Source organism: Saccharothrix hoggarensis (assembly GCF_042678885.1).
Taxonomy (GTDB): Bacteria; Actinomycetota; Actinomycetes; order Mycobacteriales; family Pseudonocardiaceae; genus Actinosynnema; species Actinosynnema hoggarensis.
The window spans coordinates 1-17,762 of record NZ_JBHTLK010000050.1 but is presented as its reverse complement, the minus strand read 5'-3'; the positions used below and the strand labels follow the sequence as shown (position 1 = coordinate 17,762).

At 72.9% G+C, this 17,762-nt stretch carries 16 protein-coding genes; 5 read left to right on the top strand and 11 right to left on the bottom strand.

All coding sequences use genetic code 11. From position 1 onward, the window contains the following. Window positions 1–112 precede the first annotated feature (112 nt). Window positions 113–988, bottom strand: coding sequence for a helix-turn-helix domain-containing protein (locus tag ACFQ3T_RS12315; protein WP_380723375.1), 876 nt, complete (start codon window positions 986–988; stop codon window positions 113–115). A gap of 214 nt (window positions 989–1,202) precedes the next feature. Here ACFQ3T_RS12315 and ACFQ3T_RS12310 point away from each other — a divergent pair, with 214 nt between their 5' ends. After that, window positions 1,203–2,036 (top strand): SAM-dependent methyltransferase, encoded by an 834-nt coding sequence (locus ACFQ3T_RS12310; RefSeq protein ID WP_380723374.1) that lies wholly within the window; start codon window positions 1,203–1,205, stop codon window positions 2,034–2,036. A gap of 116 nt (window positions 2,037–2,152) precedes the next feature. Here the strand turns inward: ACFQ3T_RS12310 and ACFQ3T_RS12305 are convergent, their stop codons facing one another. The 7 genes from ACFQ3T_RS12305 to ACFQ3T_RS12275 form a co-directional block, all read right to left on the bottom strand. After that, entirely contained in the window at window positions 2,153–2,950 is a 798-nt protein-coding gene (locus tag ACFQ3T_RS12305; protein WP_380723373.1) for an alpha/beta fold hydrolase, read from the bottom strand. 13 nt (window positions 2,951–2,963) lie between these two features. Then, window positions 2,964–3,629, bottom strand: a complete 666-nt coding sequence (locus tag ACFQ3T_RS12300) for a DUF998 domain-containing protein (RefSeq protein WP_380723372.1) — start codon at window positions 3,627–3,629, stop codon at window positions 2,964–2,966. Continuing rightward, the gene (locus tag ACFQ3T_RS12295) at window positions 3,626–4,342 is read right to left on the bottom strand and encodes an SRPBCC family protein (protein ID WP_380723371.1); all 717 of its coding nucleotides are present in this window, start codon (window positions 4,340–4,342) and stop codon (window positions 3,626–3,628) included. Before ACFQ3T_RS12295 ends, ACFQ3T_RS12300 begins: the two co-directional genes overlap by 4 nt. Before the next feature lie 2 nt (window positions 4,343–4,344). Next, on the bottom strand, window positions 4,345–4,929 hold the full coding sequence (locus tag ACFQ3T_RS12290; protein ID WP_380723370.1) for an ArsR/SmtB family transcription factor: 585 nt from the start codon (window positions 4,927–4,929) through the stop codon (window positions 4,345–4,347). A gap of 146 nt (window positions 4,930–5,075) precedes the next feature. Further along, window positions 5,076–5,627 carry a methylated-DNA--[protein]-cysteine S-methyltransferase gene (locus ACFQ3T_RS12285; protein ID WP_380723369.1) on the bottom strand — a complete coding sequence of 184 codons (552 nt, stop codon included), beginning with the start codon at window positions 5,625–5,627 and terminating at the stop codon, window positions 5,076–5,078. Between the two features lie 12 nt (window positions 5,628–5,639). Continuing rightward, complete coding sequence (locus ACFQ3T_RS12280; RefSeq protein WP_380723368.1) at window positions 5,640–7,106, bottom strand: AlkA N-terminal domain-containing protein; 1,467 nt, start codon at window positions 7,104–7,106, stop codon at window positions 5,640–5,642. A gap of 198 nt (window positions 7,107–7,304) precedes the next feature. Further along, entirely contained in the window at window positions 7,305–7,490 is a 186-nt protein-coding gene (locus tag ACFQ3T_RS12275) for a hypothetical protein (RefSeq protein ID WP_380723367.1), read from the bottom strand. Between the two features lie 294 nt (window positions 7,491–7,784). Here ACFQ3T_RS12275 and ACFQ3T_RS12270 point away from each other — a divergent pair, with 294 nt between their 5' ends. Both ACFQ3T_RS12270 and ACFQ3T_RS12265 read left to right on the top strand, forming a co-directional pair. After that, window positions 7,785–11,843 (top strand): nSTAND1 domain-containing NTPase, encoded by a 4,059-nt coding sequence (locus ACFQ3T_RS12270; RefSeq protein ID WP_380723366.1) that lies wholly within the window; start codon window positions 7,785–7,787, stop codon window positions 11,841–11,843. Window positions 11,844–11,950: 107 nt separating this feature from the next. Next, the gene (locus ACFQ3T_RS12265) at window positions 11,951–12,442 is read left to right on the top strand and encodes a DUF2165 domain-containing protein (protein WP_380723365.1); all 492 of its coding nucleotides are present in this window, start codon (window positions 11,951–11,953) and stop codon (window positions 12,440–12,442) included. Window positions 12,443–12,574: 132 nt separating this feature from the next. Here ACFQ3T_RS12265 and ACFQ3T_RS12260 read toward each other — a convergent pair whose 3' ends face one another. Both ACFQ3T_RS12260 and ACFQ3T_RS12255 read right to left on the bottom strand, forming a co-directional pair. Continuing rightward, a complete protein-coding gene (locus tag ACFQ3T_RS12260; RefSeq protein WP_380723364.1) occupies window positions 12,575–14,035 on the bottom strand; it encodes a carboxylesterase/lipase family protein in 1,461 nt (486 codons plus the stop codon). Window positions 14,036–14,120: 85 nt separating this feature from the next. After that, window positions 14,121–14,696, bottom strand: a complete 576-nt coding sequence (locus ACFQ3T_RS12255) for a TetR/AcrR family transcriptional regulator (RefSeq protein ID WP_380723363.1) — start codon at window positions 14,694–14,696, stop codon at window positions 14,121–14,123. Window positions 14,697–14,768: 72 nt separating this feature from the next. Here ACFQ3T_RS12255 and ACFQ3T_RS12250 point away from each other — a divergent pair, with 72 nt between their 5' ends. Further along, window positions 14,769–15,281, top strand: a complete 513-nt coding sequence (locus ACFQ3T_RS12250) for an RNA polymerase sigma factor (protein ID WP_380723362.1) — start codon at window positions 14,769–14,771, stop codon at window positions 15,279–15,281. Continuing rightward, the gene (locus ACFQ3T_RS12245) at window positions 15,274–16,314 is read left to right on the top strand and encodes a VOC family protein (RefSeq protein ID WP_380723361.1); all 1,041 of its coding nucleotides are present in this window, start codon (window positions 15,274–15,276) and stop codon (window positions 16,312–16,314) included. Before ACFQ3T_RS12250 ends, ACFQ3T_RS12245 begins: the two co-directional genes overlap by 8 nt. A gap of 72 nt (window positions 16,315–16,386) precedes the next feature. Here ACFQ3T_RS12245 and ACFQ3T_RS12240 read toward each other — a convergent pair. Next, a partial coding sequence (locus ACFQ3T_RS12240) for a helix-turn-helix transcriptional regulator (protein ID WP_380723360.1) occupies window positions 16,387–17,762 on the bottom strand: 1,376 nt, incomplete at its 5' end.

Genomic DNA, 17,762 nt, shown 5'->3' with positions numbered 1-17,762 from the left:
AGTGATGCATCTGCACGTGCATCTGATTGTGCACAGACGGTAGCAGTGCGTGCGGTACGCGTAAATGCACGTGCAGATGCATGTCGCAAATCTCCCCCGGACGGACGACGAGCTAGAGGGCCGCCCGGATCTTGCCGAGCAGCTGACGGCTGCGATCCGGCGTCTCCGCGTCCACCGTGAGGCGGTCGAAAGCGCGGCTGTAGATCTCCAGCTCTTCGAGTTTGTCCAGGTAGAGCGCGCCGGCCAGGTGTTCGAGGTACACGATGTCCGGCAGGTCGGGCTCACCGAACCGGAGCATCGTGAACGGCACTTCCGCTGCGTAACCGCTCAACGCGAAGGGAACGATCTGAAGGGTGACGGGACCGTCTTTCGTCACGCTGAGGAGATGGTCGATCTGGGCGAGCAGGACGCGGCGGCCGCCGATGGGCCGGTGCAGCACCGATTCGTCGATCACCGCCCACACCCGCGGCGCGCCCGGACGGGACAGGATCTTCTGCCGCTGCATGCGCAACGTGACCCGCCGCTTGATCGCGGGCGTGGCCAGCTCCGGTCTGCCGTGGCTCGCGATCGCCATCGCGTACTCCTCGGTCTGGAGCAGACCGGGCACGTACTGGGTCTCGTAGGTCAGGATGCGGGACGCCGCCTCCTCCAGGCCGACGTAGTCCTGGAACCAGTCCGGCATCAGGTCGGTGTACCGGTGCCACCACCCCGGCGAGTTCGACCGGCGGACCATCTCCAGGAACTTGGCCCGCGCGGCCTCGTCGTTCACCGCGTACATCGTGAGCAGGTCGCTCACGTCGCGTTCCTTCAGGCCGACGCGGCCCAGCTCCATGCGGCTGATCTTGGACTCGGACCCTCGGATGGCGTAGCCGGCGTCCGCGCGGCTGATCTCGGCGGCCTCGCGCAGGCGGCGCAGCTGGGCGCCGAGCACGATGCGCAGCGCGGTGGGGCCGCTCTCCCTCTCCGGCGTGGGCTCACCAGTCGCCATCGCCGATCCTCCCGACCGTCATGCCCGTCCACCCGAACAGCGGTTGCGCCCGGGGAGGGCGAACTCGCATCGTCACTGAACGTACACCCATGATCTTTCCCGGTAGGCCGCACGCGGCCCGCTCCGGCGGCGAGCCCATACGCTTACGCTAAAGCGGACTGTGACGCGGTGCACACACATCACCCTTCTTCCCCCGTAATGCGAGGTCACCACAATGCCGGGTACGTCCTCGGACGCCGCCGCCCCCGTCTACATCGACACCACCAAAGCCAGTATCGCCAGGGTTTACGACGCGTTCCTGAACGGCAAGGACAACTACGAGATCGACCGCGAGGTGCTGCGGCGCGTGCAGCAGGTCGCGCCGGAAGCGGCCACGCTGGCCGTGGACAACCGGAACTTCCTGATCAGGGCCACCCGATTCGTCGCGAGCCAAACGGGTATCAACCAGTTCCTCGACTGCGGCTCCGGTCTGCCCACCGCGGAGAACACGCACCAGGTGGCGCAACGGATTAACCCGGACGCACGAGTCGTCTACGTCGACAACGACCCTGTGGTACTGGCCCACGGCCGGGCGCTGCTGGAGGAGAACGACCAGACGCACTTCTCGGCGGCCGACATCTTCAACCCGCAGGAGATCCTGAGCGACGAGGTCGTGCGCAAGCACATCGACTTCACCGAGCCGGTGGCGCTGTTCCAGCTCGGGACGCTGCACCACTACGACGGCGACGGGCTCTCGCCCGCCGAGGTCATGGCCCAGTACATCGAGGCCCTGCCGTCCGGTTCGTACGTCGCGATCTCGCACTTCCTCGACCCGGAGACCGAGGAGCACTCGGCCATCGCGCGCCGGATGGAGGAGACGTTCCTGCACTCCCCCATGGGCAGCGGGTGGTTCCGGACGCGGTCCGAGCTGCTGGAGCTGTTCACCGGTCTGGACCTGGTCGAACCCGGCCTGGTGATCTGCGCGGACTGGTGGCCGGACGGGCCGCGCCTCAAGGAGCTGGACGCGGTCAGCTACTGCATCGCCGGGGCCGTGGGCCGCAAGCCCTGACGGTCCCGGACGTACGACGGCCTCGTGCCCCGCGGGGGCGGCACGAGGCTTCGTCGCGCGCGATCGTCCTGTTCGGACGGTCCGAGTGGACGGTCCGCGACCCGGTGGTTGCGGGCTCAGCGGTTGAAGAACTCGACCAGGACCGGCACGGTGGCCTGGGGCTTGACCATGTGCGTCTGTCCCGGCAGGACGGTCAGCTCGCCCTGCGGCAACGCCGAGGCCAGGTGCCGCTGCGCGTTGCGCATGTGCTCGGGGCTCTTGCCGCCCGCGATCACCAGGGCGGGCACGTCCGCGCCGGACCAGCGGCCTGCGGGCGGCGGCGTGCCGCGCTGGAACTCGCCGACCAGCGCGAAGTCGTTCGGCAGCGTGTGCGCGACCGCCTTCAGCTTCTTCCACGGCGGCAGCACCTGGAACACCGCGACGACGAGGCCGGGCGTGCCGACGTACCGCATGAACAGCTTCACCGCGTCACCGCGACGCCCCTCCGCCACCGCGCGCTCCACCCGTGCCGGGAGGTCGGCGGGCATCGGGTCGTGCGTGCCGTCGACGACCATCGGCGACTCGTAGATCGCGATCCGCTCGGCGGCCACGCCGCGGTGCGCGGCCTCGGCGACGAGCGTGCCGCCGGACGACATGCCGAACAGCCGCGCCGACCCGCCGGCCTCCTCCACGAGCGCCGCGATGTCCTCGACCTCGCGCTCCACGTCGTACGGCGCGTCGGCGCCGCCGCTGCCGCCCCGTCCGCGCCGGTCGTAGGTGTAGACGGTGAAGTGCCCGGCCAGCGCCTCGGCCAGCTTCGTCGCCGGGCCGAACGCCCGGTGGCACAGCGCGCCGTCCACGATGATCAACGCCGGTCCGGACCCGATGCGCGTGTAGGCGATCGCGGTGCCGTCCTGGGAAACGACCTGTCCCATGATGTCCACTCCCTCAACGCGTCGCAGAGCGCAGCTTCGCCGCGACGGCGGACGCCCACAGCCACCCCACCACGGCGCCGCCGTACAGCAGCACCGTGCCGAACCCCGTGCCCAGGAAGGGCACCGGCGCGAGCGACAGCACGCCCGCCACCACGCTCGCCCGCGCCCACGGCCCCGGCAGCTTCCGGGCGAGCACGAAGAACGACGCCACCAGCGCCGGGAACCCGACGAAGAACGCCACGCCGTGCAGCACGCCGTGCCACGACAGCTCCGCGGCCTGGCCCTCGGGCGCGCCGGCCGGGAAGCCGAACGCCGGGTCGGCCACGAACACCCCGCCGCCGATCATGCCGACCGCGAAGACCGCGACGAGGACGGGCGCCCACGTGCCGATCGCGCCGGTGCGGCGCAGGCCGACCGCCGAGGCGAGGAAGAGCAGTCCACAGAGGACGAAGTTGGCGATCTGGAGCCACCCGCCGTCGCCGAGCGACAGGAAGCTGAACGGGTGCCGGGCCAGGTCGAAGCCGTCGCGGGTGAACGCCTGGGCGAACCCCGTGACCAGGTAGAGCGGGCCCGCGACGACACCGCAGCCCAGGAGCAGCCTGGTGGTGCGGGCGGACGTCGGCGTGACGTCCCCCGCGGGCCCGGTGGCGGGCAGGTTGGTGGGCACGGTGGCGGTCATGCGAGGTCTCCCATCCAGTCCGACCAGGCCCGCTCGTCGCGGCGGTCGTCGGCGAACACGTGGTGCATGGCGATCAGGACGCCGGGACGTCCTTGGAAGAACCGGTACATCGCGTCGGCCGTGCGGATGCCGACCGTCTGCGAGTTGGCGAAGTAGACGACGCCGTCCTCGCCGTCGAGGGTGACGGCGTCGCCGGTCTTCGGTGCGGCGCCGAGGCCGAGCTCGCGGCCGAGCCTCGCCCACGTCGCGGGCCAGTCGGCGACGCGCGGGCCGAAGGCGGTCACCGGTCGCGCGGTGCGGCCGGCGAAGTGGCGCAGGTAGGTGACGAGCGTGTTCCAGAACATCTCGCCGCCCGCGGTCATGGCCTCGAACTCGTCCTCCCAGTCGTCGCCGGGGAGGAAGCCGCTCGCGACCATGCGGAGGACCGTGCTGCCCTGGTCGCGACCCTCGATCAGGAACTCGTAGGACACGAACCGGCCGTCCGGCTCCTCCTCGCCGCCGTACGCGAGGCGCCTGCCGGGCTCCCAGGCCGTGACCGGGTGGCTTGGCGTGTAGGCGTGGAACGCCTGCCGGACGACCGCGCCCGGCTCGACCTCGTTGGAGCCCATGAACCACGAGTCGATGCCGGGGCCGGTGGCGATGGCCTCCCAGACCTGCTCGGGGGTGACGCCGGCCAGCTCGGCCTCGTTGACGCCTTCGAACGCGTGACCCATCGTCACTCCTCCGGGATGCTCGGGTGGACGGCGACGACGATGCGGTGCGCCCGCCCGCCGGCCGCGTCCTCGTCGTGGTACTTGGCGACCAGGCCCGTGACGGCGGTCGCCAGCTCCTCCGCGAACGCGGCGCGGTCGGCCGCCGACGCGAAGCGGACCTCGCCGTCGAGGGCGAAGGTGGCGACCTTCCGGCCCGCCTTGGACGCGCCGGTGAGGAGGTTGCCGACGTCGCGGACCAGGCGCGCGGCGACGGCCAGGAGCCAGCGCGCGGACAGCCGGTCGGGCGAGCGCCCGGGGTCGGGCTGCACGGCGGCCAGCGCCGCGGGCGAGATGACGTAGGACGCCGCCGTGGCCCGCATGACCCGTTCGGTCATGTTGCCCTTGCGGCGCTCCTCGGCCAGCTCGACCAGGCCGTGCTGCTCCAGCGTGCGCAGGTGGTAGTTCACCTTCTGCCGGGGCAGCCCGATCCTCGCCGCCAGCATGGTCGCCGAGCTCGGCTCGGCCAGTTCGGCGAGCAACCTCGCCCGGACGGGGTCCAGCGAGACCTCGGCGGTCGCCGCATCCTCGATCACTGCCACGTCAAGCATGGGAGAACCCTCGCACCGACGATTTCATTTGTCAAGACAAGCGGATTTGTCGGCGGCTCGATGCGAGGAGGTGCGTGGTTGGTGCGCGGCTCGTCAGGGGCGGTGCGCAGGGCGTGGGGAGTGTTCAGCGGTACCGGGCGGGGACGTCAGAAGAGCGGCAGCCGGTCGTCCTGTGAGCGCTGCTCGAAGTCGAGCAGGTGGCGCTTGCGCTCCAGCCCGCCGCCGTAGCCGGTGAGGTCGCCGCCCGACCCCACCACCCGGTGGCACGGCACGATGATCCCGATCGGGTTGCGGCCGTTCGCGAGCCCCACCGCGCGTGCGGCGGACGGCCGGCCGAGCCGTTGGGCCAGCTCGCCGTACGACACGGTCTCGCCGTAGGGGATCTCGCGCAGCGCCCGCCACACGGTCCGCTGGAACGGCGTCCCGACCGGGTCCAGCGCCAGGTCGAACGTCGTCCGCGTGCCGGCGAAGTACTCGGCCAGCTGCACGACCACGTCCCCGAAGGGCGCGGGGTCTTCGGGACCGAACGTGTCGCCGGCGGGCCGGTGCCGCTGGTTCGTCATGTACAGGCCGGACAGCACGCCGTCGTGCGCGACGAGCGTGAGCGGTCCGACGGGGCTGTCGACGGTGGTGTGGCGGGCCGGGGTGTGAGCGGCCGCGGTGTGCGCGCTCTTCGAGGGCTGGGTGGTCGAGGGCATGGGGACGTCCCTTCAGGCGGGCAGCCGGTTGACCGCGTGGTCACCGGTGGCCCAGAGGTGTTGGACGGCGTACGCGCGCCACGGCCGCCACACCTGCGCGCGCCGCACCAGGGCGGCGGGGGTGTCGGGCAGGCCGAGCGCGCGGGCGGCGAGGCGGATGCCGAGGTCGGTGGGGATGAACGCGTCCGGGTCGCCGAGTGCGCGCATGGCGATCACCTCCACCGTCCACGGGCCGAACCCCGGCAGCGCCGCGAGGTCGGCCCGCGCCTTGTCCCAGTCCGCGCCGACGCCGAGGTCGAGCGAGCCGTCGGCCAGCGCCTCCACCAGGGCGCGGAACGCGGTCCGGCGTGATCGGGGCATGGCCAGGAGGGACGGGTCGGCGTCGGCGAGCGCCTCCGGCGTCGGGAACAGGTGGGTGAGGCCGTCGTCGGCGATCGGGTCGCCGAGCGCCCGGACGAGCCGCCCGGCGTGGGTGCGGGCGGCGGCCGTGGACACCTGCTGGCCCAGCACGGCGCGCACGGCGAACTCGGCGGGGTCGACGGTGCCCGGCACGCGCCGGCCGGGCTCGGCGGCCACCACGGGTGCGAGCAGGGGGTCCCCGCCCAGCTGCTCGTCCACCGCGACCGGGTCGGCGTCGAGGTCGAGCAGGCGGCGGCAGCGGGCGATGGCGATGGACAGGTCGCGCAGGTCGCTGAGCGCGAGTCGGCACGCCACGTGGTCGGTCTCCGGGCTCAGCGCCACGACGGCGTGCCCGTGCGGCAGCCGCAGGGTGCGCCGGTACGCGCCGTCACGCCACTCCTCCACGCCCGGCACGGCGGTCGCGGCGAGGTGGCCGAACAGGTTGTCGGGCCGCAGGGGCGCCCGGAACGGCAGGCGCAGCGACAGGACGCCGGGCACGTCGGGGGCGTGGCGGGCGGGCCGGCGGCGGGTGCGCAGCCCCGTCGGAGACAGGGCGAACACCTCGCGCACCGTCTCGTTGAACGCCCGCACGCTCGCGAACCCGGCGGCGAGCGCGACCTCGGCCATCGGCAGCGCGGTGGTCTCGATGAGGAGCCGCGCGGTCTGCGCGCGCTGCGCCCTGGCCAACGCGAGCGGTCCCGCGCCGAGTTCGGCGAGGAGCAGCCGTTCGACCTGCCGGACGCTGTAGCCGAGGCGCGTGGCGAGGCCGGGCACGCCGTCGCGGTCCACGACGCCGTCGGCGATGAGCCGCATGGCCTTGGCGACGGAGTCGGCGCGGTGGTTCCACAGCGGCGATCCGGGACTGGCGTCGGGGCGGCACCTCTTGCACGCCCGGAATCCGGCTTGTTGGGCCGCAGCCGCGCTCGGGTAGAACCGCATGTTCTCGACCTTGGGCGGAGCAACCGGACAACTCGGGCGGCAATAGATCCGGGTGGTCAGGACGGCGGTGAAGAACCACCCGTCGAACCGGGCGTCTTTCGACCGCACGGCCCGCGCACAACGTTCCGCGTCTTCGTGCACCGCACCAGCATCGGTCAGCGGCCGGCTCGTTCGCCGGCGGAAATGCGACATGGAGGAAAACACCGCCCGACCGGTCGCGCCACACGGCGTTGTGCGGCACTTTCCGGGCGGACGCCCGCCCGGCGGACGTTTTCCGGGCGAGCACGTCCCCGGCGACGCCGGCCCGGCCGACCGGTCGGCGGGCCGGCGGGCACCGGCCTAACCGGGCAGCGGAGCGGCGAGGCGGGCCAGCAGGTCCAGCCGCACCTCGGCCCGGTCGTGGCCGTGCGCGTCGATCACCGTGCGCAGGATCGGGCAGACCCGTGCTTCACCGGCACACTCCCGGTCCTCACGGGCCGTGACCGGCGCCCGGCCGGTCCGCCCACGATCAACCCCGGTCGGCATGACAGGTCGCCGCACCATTCCACCGGCCGGGCCGGTTGGGTGCACAACGCTGAGAAGACCCCCAGGACCCCTCAGCGACGAACGCTCTGCCACTCGCGGTAGTTGTCTGCGAAACCACTTTGACCGGTCCCTTCGCACAACTTGACGACGTCACCGGAACGTCCTGGGCAGCTTGGCAGCGCAAGTCGTTAGGGTGGACTGCCCGGACCTACACCGGTCGGCAAATGACCTGTTCACGCGCTCACATCCGGTTTTCCGGTCCGGAACACCGGACTTCGAGGAGGCACGCCGCGGATGGCTGGTTCCGGTCAGGGGTCAGGTCCCCGCGCCGTGTTCGCGGAGCGGTTCGCGCTGCTGTACGCCGAGGCGGGCGACCCGCCGTTGAAGCGGGTGACGGAGTCCGTCAGCCGCGCGCGGCGCACCGACGAGCGCGGCCGACCGGTGCGGGCGACCGCCCAGCGGGTCAGCGACTGGCGTCGCGGCCGGAACGTCCCGGCCCGGTTCTCGGCACTCTCGGTAGTCCTCGAAGTCCTCATCGGCGAGGCCCGCAAGGCACGTCCGCAGCCCCCGGCGGCCGGGTTGTACGACCTCGACGCGTGGCGCGCGCTGTGGGAGGAGGCCCTGGCGAGCCCGGTGTCGTCACCGGAGGACGAGGACCCGCCGAGCTCCGACGAGATCGGCGTGTGCCCGTACCGGGGATTGGCCGCGTTCCAGCCCGAGGATTCCAGCTGGTTCTTCGGCCGGGAACGCAGCACCGCCGCGTTGGTGTCTCGATTGGGCAGTGCCGCGGAAACCGGCGGAATCGTGATGCTGGTCGGCGCTTCCGGCGCCGGCAAATCGTCATTGGTGCGCGCCGGCGTGATTCCGTCCATTCGGGACGGCGCGTTGGCGCTGGAAGGTTCGACGAATTGGCCGGCGGTCGTCATCACGCCCGGCGCGGACCCCGTGGCGGAATTGGTCCGGGAGATCCCGGAATTGTCCGACATCATGGACATGGCGCTGACCCTGGACGGGATGGACCAGGACCTGGTGTCGTCGGGGCACGGCCCGGACACGTTCCTGGGGCAGACGCTCATGGGCGTGCTGCGGTTCGCCGCGCAGATCCGGGCGGCGTTCGCGGCCTACGCGGAGCGGCACGGCGGCGACCGCGTGGTGGTCGTGGTGGACCAGTTCGAGGAGGCGTTCACGCTGTCCTCGGACGAGAACCGGGTGCAGGTGTTCGTGCAGGCGCTGCACGTGGCGTGCACCCCGGCGATCCCCGGCGGGACGGCGCCCGCGGTGGTGCTGGTGGGCGTGCGGGCCGACTTCTACGGCCGCTGCCTGGCGTTCCCGGAGCTGGCGGACGCGTTGCAGGACCGGCAGATGGTGCTGGGCCCGATGACGTCGGCCGAGCTGCGGGAAGCGGTGTCGCGGCCCGCGAAGGCGGCGGGCCTGCAGCTGGAGCCGGGGTTGATCGAGCTGATGCTGCGCGACCTCGGCGTGCGCAGCGGGCGGGCGCAGGCCAGGGCCGGCCAGGGCGCGTACGACGCGGGCGCGTTGCCGCTGCTGTCGCACGCCCTGCTGGCCACGTGGCAGCGGCGGCAGGCCGGGAAGCTGACCATCGCGGGCTACCGCTCCGCCGGCGGCATCCAGGGCGCGGTCGCGGCGACGGCCGAACGGGCGTGGGCCGACCTCGCGCCCGCCGCCCAGCTGGCCGCCCGGCCGCTGCTGCTGCGGCTGGTGCGCGTCGGCGAGGACACGCAGGACACCCGTCGCCGGTCCACCCGGCACGAGCTGGTCGACCAGGCGGCGAACCGGGCGGCGGGCGAGGAGGCGCTGGAGGTGCTGGCCCGCGCCCGGCTGGTGACGCTCGACGCGGGCTCGGTGGAGATCACCCACGAGGCGCTGCTCCAGGCGTGGCCGCGGCTGCGCAGCTGGATCGACCAGGACCGGGAAGGCCAGCTGCTGCGGCAGCGGCTTGAGGAGGACGCGGCGACGTGGGCGGGCCAGGACCGCGACTCGTCGCTGCTCTACCGGGGCGCTCGGCTGGAGACGGCCCGGCACTGGGCGGACGCGGCCGGACCCGAGGGCCTGACCGGCACAGCGCAGGACTTCCTGGCCGTGTCGATGCAGCACCGCAGACGGGCAGCGTGGGGCAGACGGGCCGCCGTGGCGTGCGTGGTGGTGCTCGCCCTGATCGCCGCGACCGCCGCCGTGGTGGCCGTGCGGCAACGTGACGACGCCGTGTTCCGGCAGGTGGTGGCGGAAGCCGACCGGCTGCAGGAGAGCGACCCGTCGCTGTCGGCCGAGCTGACCATGGTGGCGCACCGGATGCGGCCCGAGGACCGCGACGTGCGCACCCGGCTGCTGTCCACGCAGACGACGCCGCTGGCGATGCCGCTGCTCGGGCACACCGGACCGGTGTACCTGACGTCGTTCTCGCGCGACGGCAAGACGCTGGCCACCGCCAGCTACGACCAGACCGTGCGGCTGTGGGACCTGCGCGACCGCGACCACCCCAAGCCGCTCGGGTCGCCGCTGCCCGGCCACCGCAGCTGGGTGACGTCGGCGGTGTTCAGCCCGGACGGCCGCACCCTCGCCACCGCGGGCGACGACGGCACCGTGCGGCTGTGGGACGTCACCGACCCAGAACGCCCCCGTTCGCTGGGCGAGCCGCTGACGGGCGGCAACGGCACCATCTACCTGCTGGCGTTCACCCCGGACTCCCGGACCCTGGCCACCGCCAACGCCGACGGGACGGCCCGCCTGTGGGACGTGACCGACCCGTCCCGCCCGCAGCGGCTCGGCGAACCGCTCGGCCGGCACACCGGGCAGGTGCGGTCGGTGGCGTTCAGCCAGGACGGCGCGCTGCTCGCGACCGGCGGCGACGACCGGACCGTCGTCGTGTTCGACGTGCGCGACCGGACCGACCCCAAGCCGGTCGGCGGGCCCATCACCGGCTTCGACCACACCGTGCGGTCCGTCGCGTTCAGCCCGGACAACCGGGTGCTGGCCACCGGCAGCGAGGACCACGGCGTGCGGCTGCACGACATGACCGACCCGGCGTCGCCGCGGCTGCTGGGCCGTCCCATCACCGACCACACCGAGGGCGTGTGGTCGGTGGCGTTCAGCCCGGACGGCCGCGTGCTCGCGTCCGCGAGCGCCGACGGCACCGCCCGGCTGTGGAACGTCACCGACCCGGCGCACCCGTTGCCGCTGGGCAGACCGATGTCCGGGCGCAACGGCATCATCTACGCGGTCGCGTTCAGCCCGGACGGCCGGACCCTCGCCACCGGCAGCCACGACTCCTCCGTGCGGCTGTGGTCGATGCCGCACGGGGTGCTCGTCGGGCACGCGGCCCGCAGCATCGGCCCCCGCTTCACGCCGGACGGGCGGCGGCTCGTGTCCGGCAGCGAGGACCAGTCGATCCGGGTCTGGGACACGAGCGACCCGCACGACCCCCGGTCCAGCGCGGTGGTCACGCACGGCGCGCCCGTGTGGTCGCTCGCGCTGAGCGAGGACGGCCGGACGCTGGCCAGCGTCAGCGACAAGATGGTGCGGCTGTGGGACTTCGGCGACCCGGACCGGCCGGAGCCGCTCGGCGAGCCGATCGAGCTGGGCACCCGGTACAGCTCGCCGGTGGCGTTCCGGGGTGACGGGCAGGTGCTCGTCACCGGGCACGACGACGAGTCCGTGCAGCTGTGGGACATCCGCGACCGCACGCGGCCCGTGCGGCTCGGCGGGCCGCTCGTCGGGCACGAGGGGTACGTGCACTACGCCGGGTTCACGCCGGACGGCGCCACGCTCGTCACCGCCGGCGCCGACAAGACCGTGCGGCTGTGGAACGTCGCCGACCCCGGCTCCGCCCAGCCGCTCGGGCACCCGCTGACCGGGCACCACGCGGCGGTGCGGGGCGGCGACATCAGCCCCGACGGCCGCACCCTCGCCACCGCGAGCGACGACCGCACCGTCCGGCTGTGGGACCTGACCACGCCGAACCGCGCCAAGCAGCTCGGCACGCCGCTCACCGGTCACGTCGAGGGCGTCGTGCTGGTGGCGTTCAGCCCGGACGGGCAGATGCTAGCCAGCGGCAGCGAGGACGGCACCGTCCGGCTGTGGGACGCGCACGACCTCCAGCGCGCCGCGCCGCTCGGGCAGGTGCTCAGCGGGCACGACGGGTCGGTGCGGGACATCGCGTTCAGCCCGGACGGCACCATGCTCGGTTCCAGCAGCTCCGACAGCACGGTTCGCCTGTGGGACCTCGACCTCCAGCACGTGATCGACCGCATCTGCACCAAGACGATGGGCGTGCTGCCGGAGGAGAAGTGGGCCGAGCACCTGCCGCAGCTGGAGTACGAGCCGCCCTGCCCCTGATCGCGCACCCGGCAACGCGTCCGGCAACACATTCGGCAACACTGTGAAACATCGGTGCGATCGCGACTCGTGGACTTCCGGTGGATCGTGACTAGGTTCTACAGATCATGCGTTCACTTGCCTGGGCGGGGAGCCTGCGGGCGGCGATCACGGCGCTGACCGGGATCACCGCGCTCTACATGAGTCTCGTGGTGTTCGGGAACGTCACCGACTACGACACCAACCACGCGTTCGTCCAGCACGTGCTCGCGATGGACACGACGTTCGGGTCGCCGAACACGTCGTGGCGCGCGATCACCAGCCCGACTCTGGTCACCATCGCCTACGTGCTGATCATCCTGTGGGAGGCGGCCACCGCCCTGGTGCTGCTGGCCGGGTTCGTGTCCTGGCTGCGGCGGCGCGAGGAGGTGGCGCGGCGGCTGACGTCCACGGGCTGGGTGATGCAGGTGCTGCTGTTCGGGGGCGGGTTCATCGCGATCGGCGGTGAGTGGTTCCTGATGTGGCAGTCGAAGGACTGGAACGGGTTGTCGGCCGCGTTCCAGAACTTCGTCGTGGCCGCCCTCGGCCTGATCCTCCTGCACGCCGGCAAGCGCGACTGACCTCCCCCCACTCGTCGTCGGGCCTCCGGAGGCCGCCCCCGCCGCGGCGGTCTCCGGTCCCCTGCCCGGTCTTCTGATCAGCCACCGGACAGCGCCGGCGCAGGTTCTGACGCCGACGATCGGCGCCGGTGGCTACTTGTCGGCCCAGAAGTCGAGGCGGTGGGTCGCCCGGTAGTCGACGCCGGTGATGGCGTCCGGCGCCAACGACTGGACGTGCCGGTCGCCGTCCCCGAACGCGGGCCACTTGGGCAGGCCCTCGCCGTTCGGGTCGCCGGTGTGGGCGAACCTCGACCAGTACCGGATCATCACGTCCGACAGCTCGCGCTGCCCACCGGTCAGGTCGCCTTCCGGGAACAGGTAGCCGATGTCCGTGCTGTGGCTCGCTCCGTGCTCGGAGGCCGCCGGGTCGGCGAACTCGAACGCGTACGTCGGCGTGTGCGCGGACAGCAGTTCGTGCTGCCGGAACGTCGCCCTCGCCCACACCCGGTCCGTCAGGACGGCCGCCCACGCCTCGGACGGGTCGGCGAAGGCGGTCAGCGGGTACTCGCGGGCCACTTCGTCCGCCTTCTCGCCGAACGCCGCCGCGAGGAGCGCCGGGTAGTCGTCGGCGGTGACGGGGCCGCGGAACAGCGCCACGATGCCCCGGTGCTCGTCGCGGGTGTTGCCGGCGAGGACCGGGATCTTCGCGAACTCGCCCTTCGCCAGCGCGTCGGCGGGGACGTCCGGCAGGTCGGCGTTGCCGTAGCCGAAGGGCTGGAAGATGTTCATCACCTGCGGGTGGGCCAGGAGCGTCGCGGCGGGCAGGGCGCGCAGGCAGTCGACGTCCGCGCAGCCCAGCTCGGCGGCGACGCCCTGACCGAGGCCGGCGATCTCGGCCGTGTCCCGCCAGGCGAGCCACGGCAGCGCGCCCAGGCCGGGGTACCACGCTTCCGCGGGCAGGTCGACCAGCGCGAACCCGCTGTGCATGATCACCTTGTCGACCAGGCCGCGCGACTTCGGCGACACCAGGTGCGCCGCCGCCGACGACGCCCCGTACGAGACGCCGAACAGCGTGACGTTGCCCGGGTCGCCGCCGAAGCTCCCCGCGTTGCGGCGCACCCACTCCAGCGCGGCGCGCTGGTCCTGCAGGCCGAACGTGCCCGAGCCGTCCAGGCCCGGCAGGCCGAAGCCGCCGAACACGCCGAGCCGGTAGTTGATCGTCACGACGACCACGTCGCCCTGGGTCGCGAGCGCGGCGGCGTCGAAGTGGTGGCCCGCGCCGATCGCGCCGTCGCCGTGCACCCACACCATGACCGGCTTGCGGCCCTCGGTGGACGGTGTCGTGACGTTGAGGAACAGGCAGTCCTCGTCGTCGGCCGTGACGTCCGAGTACGACGACCCGACCTGCGGGCACGGGTTGCCGGGCGCGGTGGCGTCCCGGACACCGTCCCACGGTCGGGGCGGCGCCGGGGCCTGCCACCGCAGCTCGCCCTTCGGCGGCGCGGCGTACGGGATGCCCTGGAAGACGGTGTGGTCGGCGCGGACCGCACCGCGCAGCTCACCGCTCTCAACCCGCACCGTGCCGCGGTCGTCGCCCTTCCCGTTGTCGGCCACGTCGTTCCCCCCGCATCCCGCAACGGTGCCGAGCAGGGCTGTCGCCACCGCTCCGATGAGTGCCCACGTCCCCCGACGCATGCGCCTACCCCCTTGTCGTGGCGAGCTCCACCATGGTGATCAGCTCGCGTTCGCAGAGGTCGAGGTCGACCTCCGCGTGCTCGCCCGCCCGCGCCAGCACGCCGTTGCGCAGGGCCAGGACGAAGATCGCCATCGCGTCCGCGTCGAACTCGCGGAACTCACCCCGCCGTTGGCCGTCCCGCAGCAGGACCGCCATCTCACGGTGGTCGTCGTCGGCGCTGTCCGCAGCGGACACGTGCGGCCCGACCTGCAGGAAAGCGATCATGTGCGACCGGTGGTCCCGCATGAACCGCAGGTTGGCGCTCAGGAACGCCCGCAGCTCGCCGGCGGCGGTCGTGTCGCGGTTCATCCGTTCGAGGACGAACGCGGCGAACTTCCGCCGCACCTCCGCGTACACCTCGTCGACCAGCTCCTGCTTGCCCTTGAAGTGGTACGAGATCAGGCCCGTGCTGCTCAGCCCCGCCCGTGCGGCGATCTGCTTGAACGAGGTCGCCGCGTAGCCCAGCTCGGCCAAGGTCTCGATCGCCGCGGCCACGATCTGCGCCCGGCGGGCCTGCTCGGTGAGCGACTTTGCTCGCATGAGCAAAATTTAGCACGGACGAGCAAGAACTTCACCCGTCGGAGAGGGCGCCTCCCGAACGACGATGGGGGTGTGAGGTCACCGGAGGCCCGTCCCGACCCGGCGTTCGCGCTGCTGGAGCTGTACGACGCCGCGCTGCCGCAGGTGTACGGCTACCTGCTGGCCAGGTGCGGCGACCGCGCGCAGGCGGAGGAGCTGACCTCGGAGACGTTCCTGGCGGCGGTCCGGTCGGCGCGCACGACGGGTGGCCCGGTCACCCCGGCGTGGTTGATCGGGGTCGCCCGGCACAAGCTGGTTGACCACTGGCGTCGCCGGGAGCGGGAGGAGCGCGGCCTGCGGCTCGTCCACGAGGAGCAGCAGGTCGAGGACCCGTGGGAAGGCGAGATCGACGCGATGCAGGCACGCCAGGTCCTGGAGCGGCTCGGTGCCCACCACCGGTGCGCGCTCACCCTGCGGTACCTCGACGGCCTGCCGGTGCCCGAGGTGGCGCGGCTGATGGGCCGCACGGTGCACGCGACCGAGTCCCTGCTGACCCGCGCCCGTGCCGCTTTCCGCCAGGCGTGGACCGGGGGTAGCGATGACTGACCCGTTCGAAGGGCTTCGGCTGCCGGTTCGAGCCGTCGACCCGGACCCCGCGTTCGCCGACCGGCTGCGGGAACGGTTGGAGCGCGAAGTGCTGATCGGAGGAGGAGAAGGAGGAGGGAGAAGAGAGGTGGATGCGGTGAGTGGGACGCGAGACGACGCCCGGCACGCCCAGCCGTCGGCCGGCGAGCCGATGGGTGCCCAACGGGACGACGCCGGACGAGGTGGTGCCGGACGAGGTGGCGCCCAGCCGGAGAGCGGTGAGCGAGGGGGCGCGACGTACGCGACCGTGGTGCCCTACCTGGCGGTCCGGGACGCGCGGGCCGCGATCGACTTCTACGTCGAGGTGTTCGGCGCGACCCGGCGGGGCGAGGTGGTGGTCATGGACGACGGGTCCGTAGGACACGCCGAGATCGCCATCGGCGACTCCGTGCTCATGCTCGCGGAGGAGTCGGCCGAGTACCGGAACCTCGCGCCCGGGGCGGGCGGGGTGCACCCGATGCACCGCGTCGAGGTGTCCGATGTGGACGCGACGGTCCGGCGGGCCGTGGCCGGTGGCGGCACGGTGCTGCGGGCGACCGCGGACACCGGGCACGGGTACGGCGCGACCCTGCTCGACCCCTTCGGGTACCGGTGGATGGTCGCCGCCCGAACCGAGGCAGACCCGACCGACGCCGCCGCGAGCACGCCCACGGGCGCGCCGCCGCACGGGCACGTCGCCTACCACACCCTCACGGTGCCGGACGACGAAGCCGCCAAGCGGTTCTACGGCGCGGTGCTCGGGTGGCGGTTCGCGCCCGGTCGCGTGGAGCACGGGTGGCAGGTCGAGGGCACCGGCCTGCCCGCCGCCGGGCTCTGGGGCGGGCAGGGGCGCGGCGGCTGGAAGCTGATGTACGCCGTGGACGACCTGGCCACCGCCGTGGCACGGGTGCGCGAGCACGGCGGCACGGCGAACGAGCCGGAGCGGCTGCCGTACGGGCTCTCCAGCGAGTGCGTGGACGACCAGGGCGTCGAGTTCTGGCTGTGGCAGCGGTGAGGCGAAGCGGTTCATGAGTCCATGCTCGAACATGCGTTCGAGCATGGCAAGATCACGATCGGGTGGTCGTGGTCAGCCGACGATCTGGCGGAGCTGGTCCAGCAGCTCCGCCCGGCTGCCACAGCCCAGCCGCTGCCGGATGCGGGCCATGTGGTGCTCCACCGTCTTCGCCGAGATGAACAACCGGTCGCCGACCTGCTTGTACGTCAGCCCGCCGACGACCAGCTCCGCCACCTCGCGCTCGCGGTCGCTGAGCTTCCCGGCGTCGGCCTCCACCACCGGCTCGGGCTGCTTGCGCGCCGCCCCCGCGCCCCGCCCCTGGAGCAGCCGGGCGCAGTCGAGCAGCCGCACCATCGCCTGCCGGTCGGACGTCCGGATCGCGGCCTGACCGGCCAGCCGGGCCGCGTCCCACCACTGGCCGACGGCGTGCAGGCCGCGCGCGGCGTCCTCGACCTGGTCCGCGTCCACCTTGCCCGCCAGCACGTCGAGCCAGCTCTCGGCCGCGACCGACACGATCCCGGCGTACCGGCTGCGGTCCCGGCACGCCGCCAGCGACGCCGCGTGCTCCTCCGCGACGGACGTCTCCTCGGCGATGATCGCCGCGTGCAGCGCGCTCCAGTGCAGCGGCACGGCCCACAGGCACGGATCTCCCAAGTCCCGCAACAGGTTCCGCGCCGCAGTGAGGTGCGGCGCGAGCCGGTGCTGGTCGCGCAGCCGTGCCGCCGCGGTGGCGAACTCGCCCAGCGGCAGGAACGCGAACAGGTCGACGGGGTGCCGCAGCACGGCCTCGCACGCCTGCTCCCACGTGCGCTTCAACGTCGCCAGGTCGCTGTTGCGCCGGGCGATCCCGATCTCCAGCGCCACCGCGAACAGCCAGTCGCGCGGCTCCAGCGGCCGCCCGACCTTCCGCAGCGCCACCACCGTCTCCCGCGCCTGCGCGAGGTTCCCGCGCTGCATCGCGATCCAGCCGCGCAGCAACCGGTGCCGCACGGCCATCAACGTGCCGCCGAGCGACGTCGCCACCGCCCGGTCCAGCACGGACTCGGCGACGCCGGGCTCACCGCTGTGCAACGCCACGAGCGCGGCCAGCGCGGCGGGTGTGTCGGGCAGCAGCACGGCCCTCCCGGCCGGTTCCAGCAACCCCGCCGCACGCACCAAAGTGGACAGTGAGGTGGTGGCGGAGGACGTGACGGACTCCACGACCCCTTGCGCCATCAGGGAAGCGCCGCCGTCGAGCATGGTCGGCGGCGCGACCGGCAACGCGGCCGCGGGCAGCCGTCCCGTCCCGACCTGCCCGATCACCGCGAACGCGGACGACGTCGAGCTGGGCGACCACCGGTGCAGCTCGGTGCTGCGGGCGAGCTGGCCGCGGTGCGCCAACGCGATCGCGGCCACCTCCGCCGCCGCGCCGCGGTGCGCCGGGTCGCCGACGGCGGTCACCTGGTCGG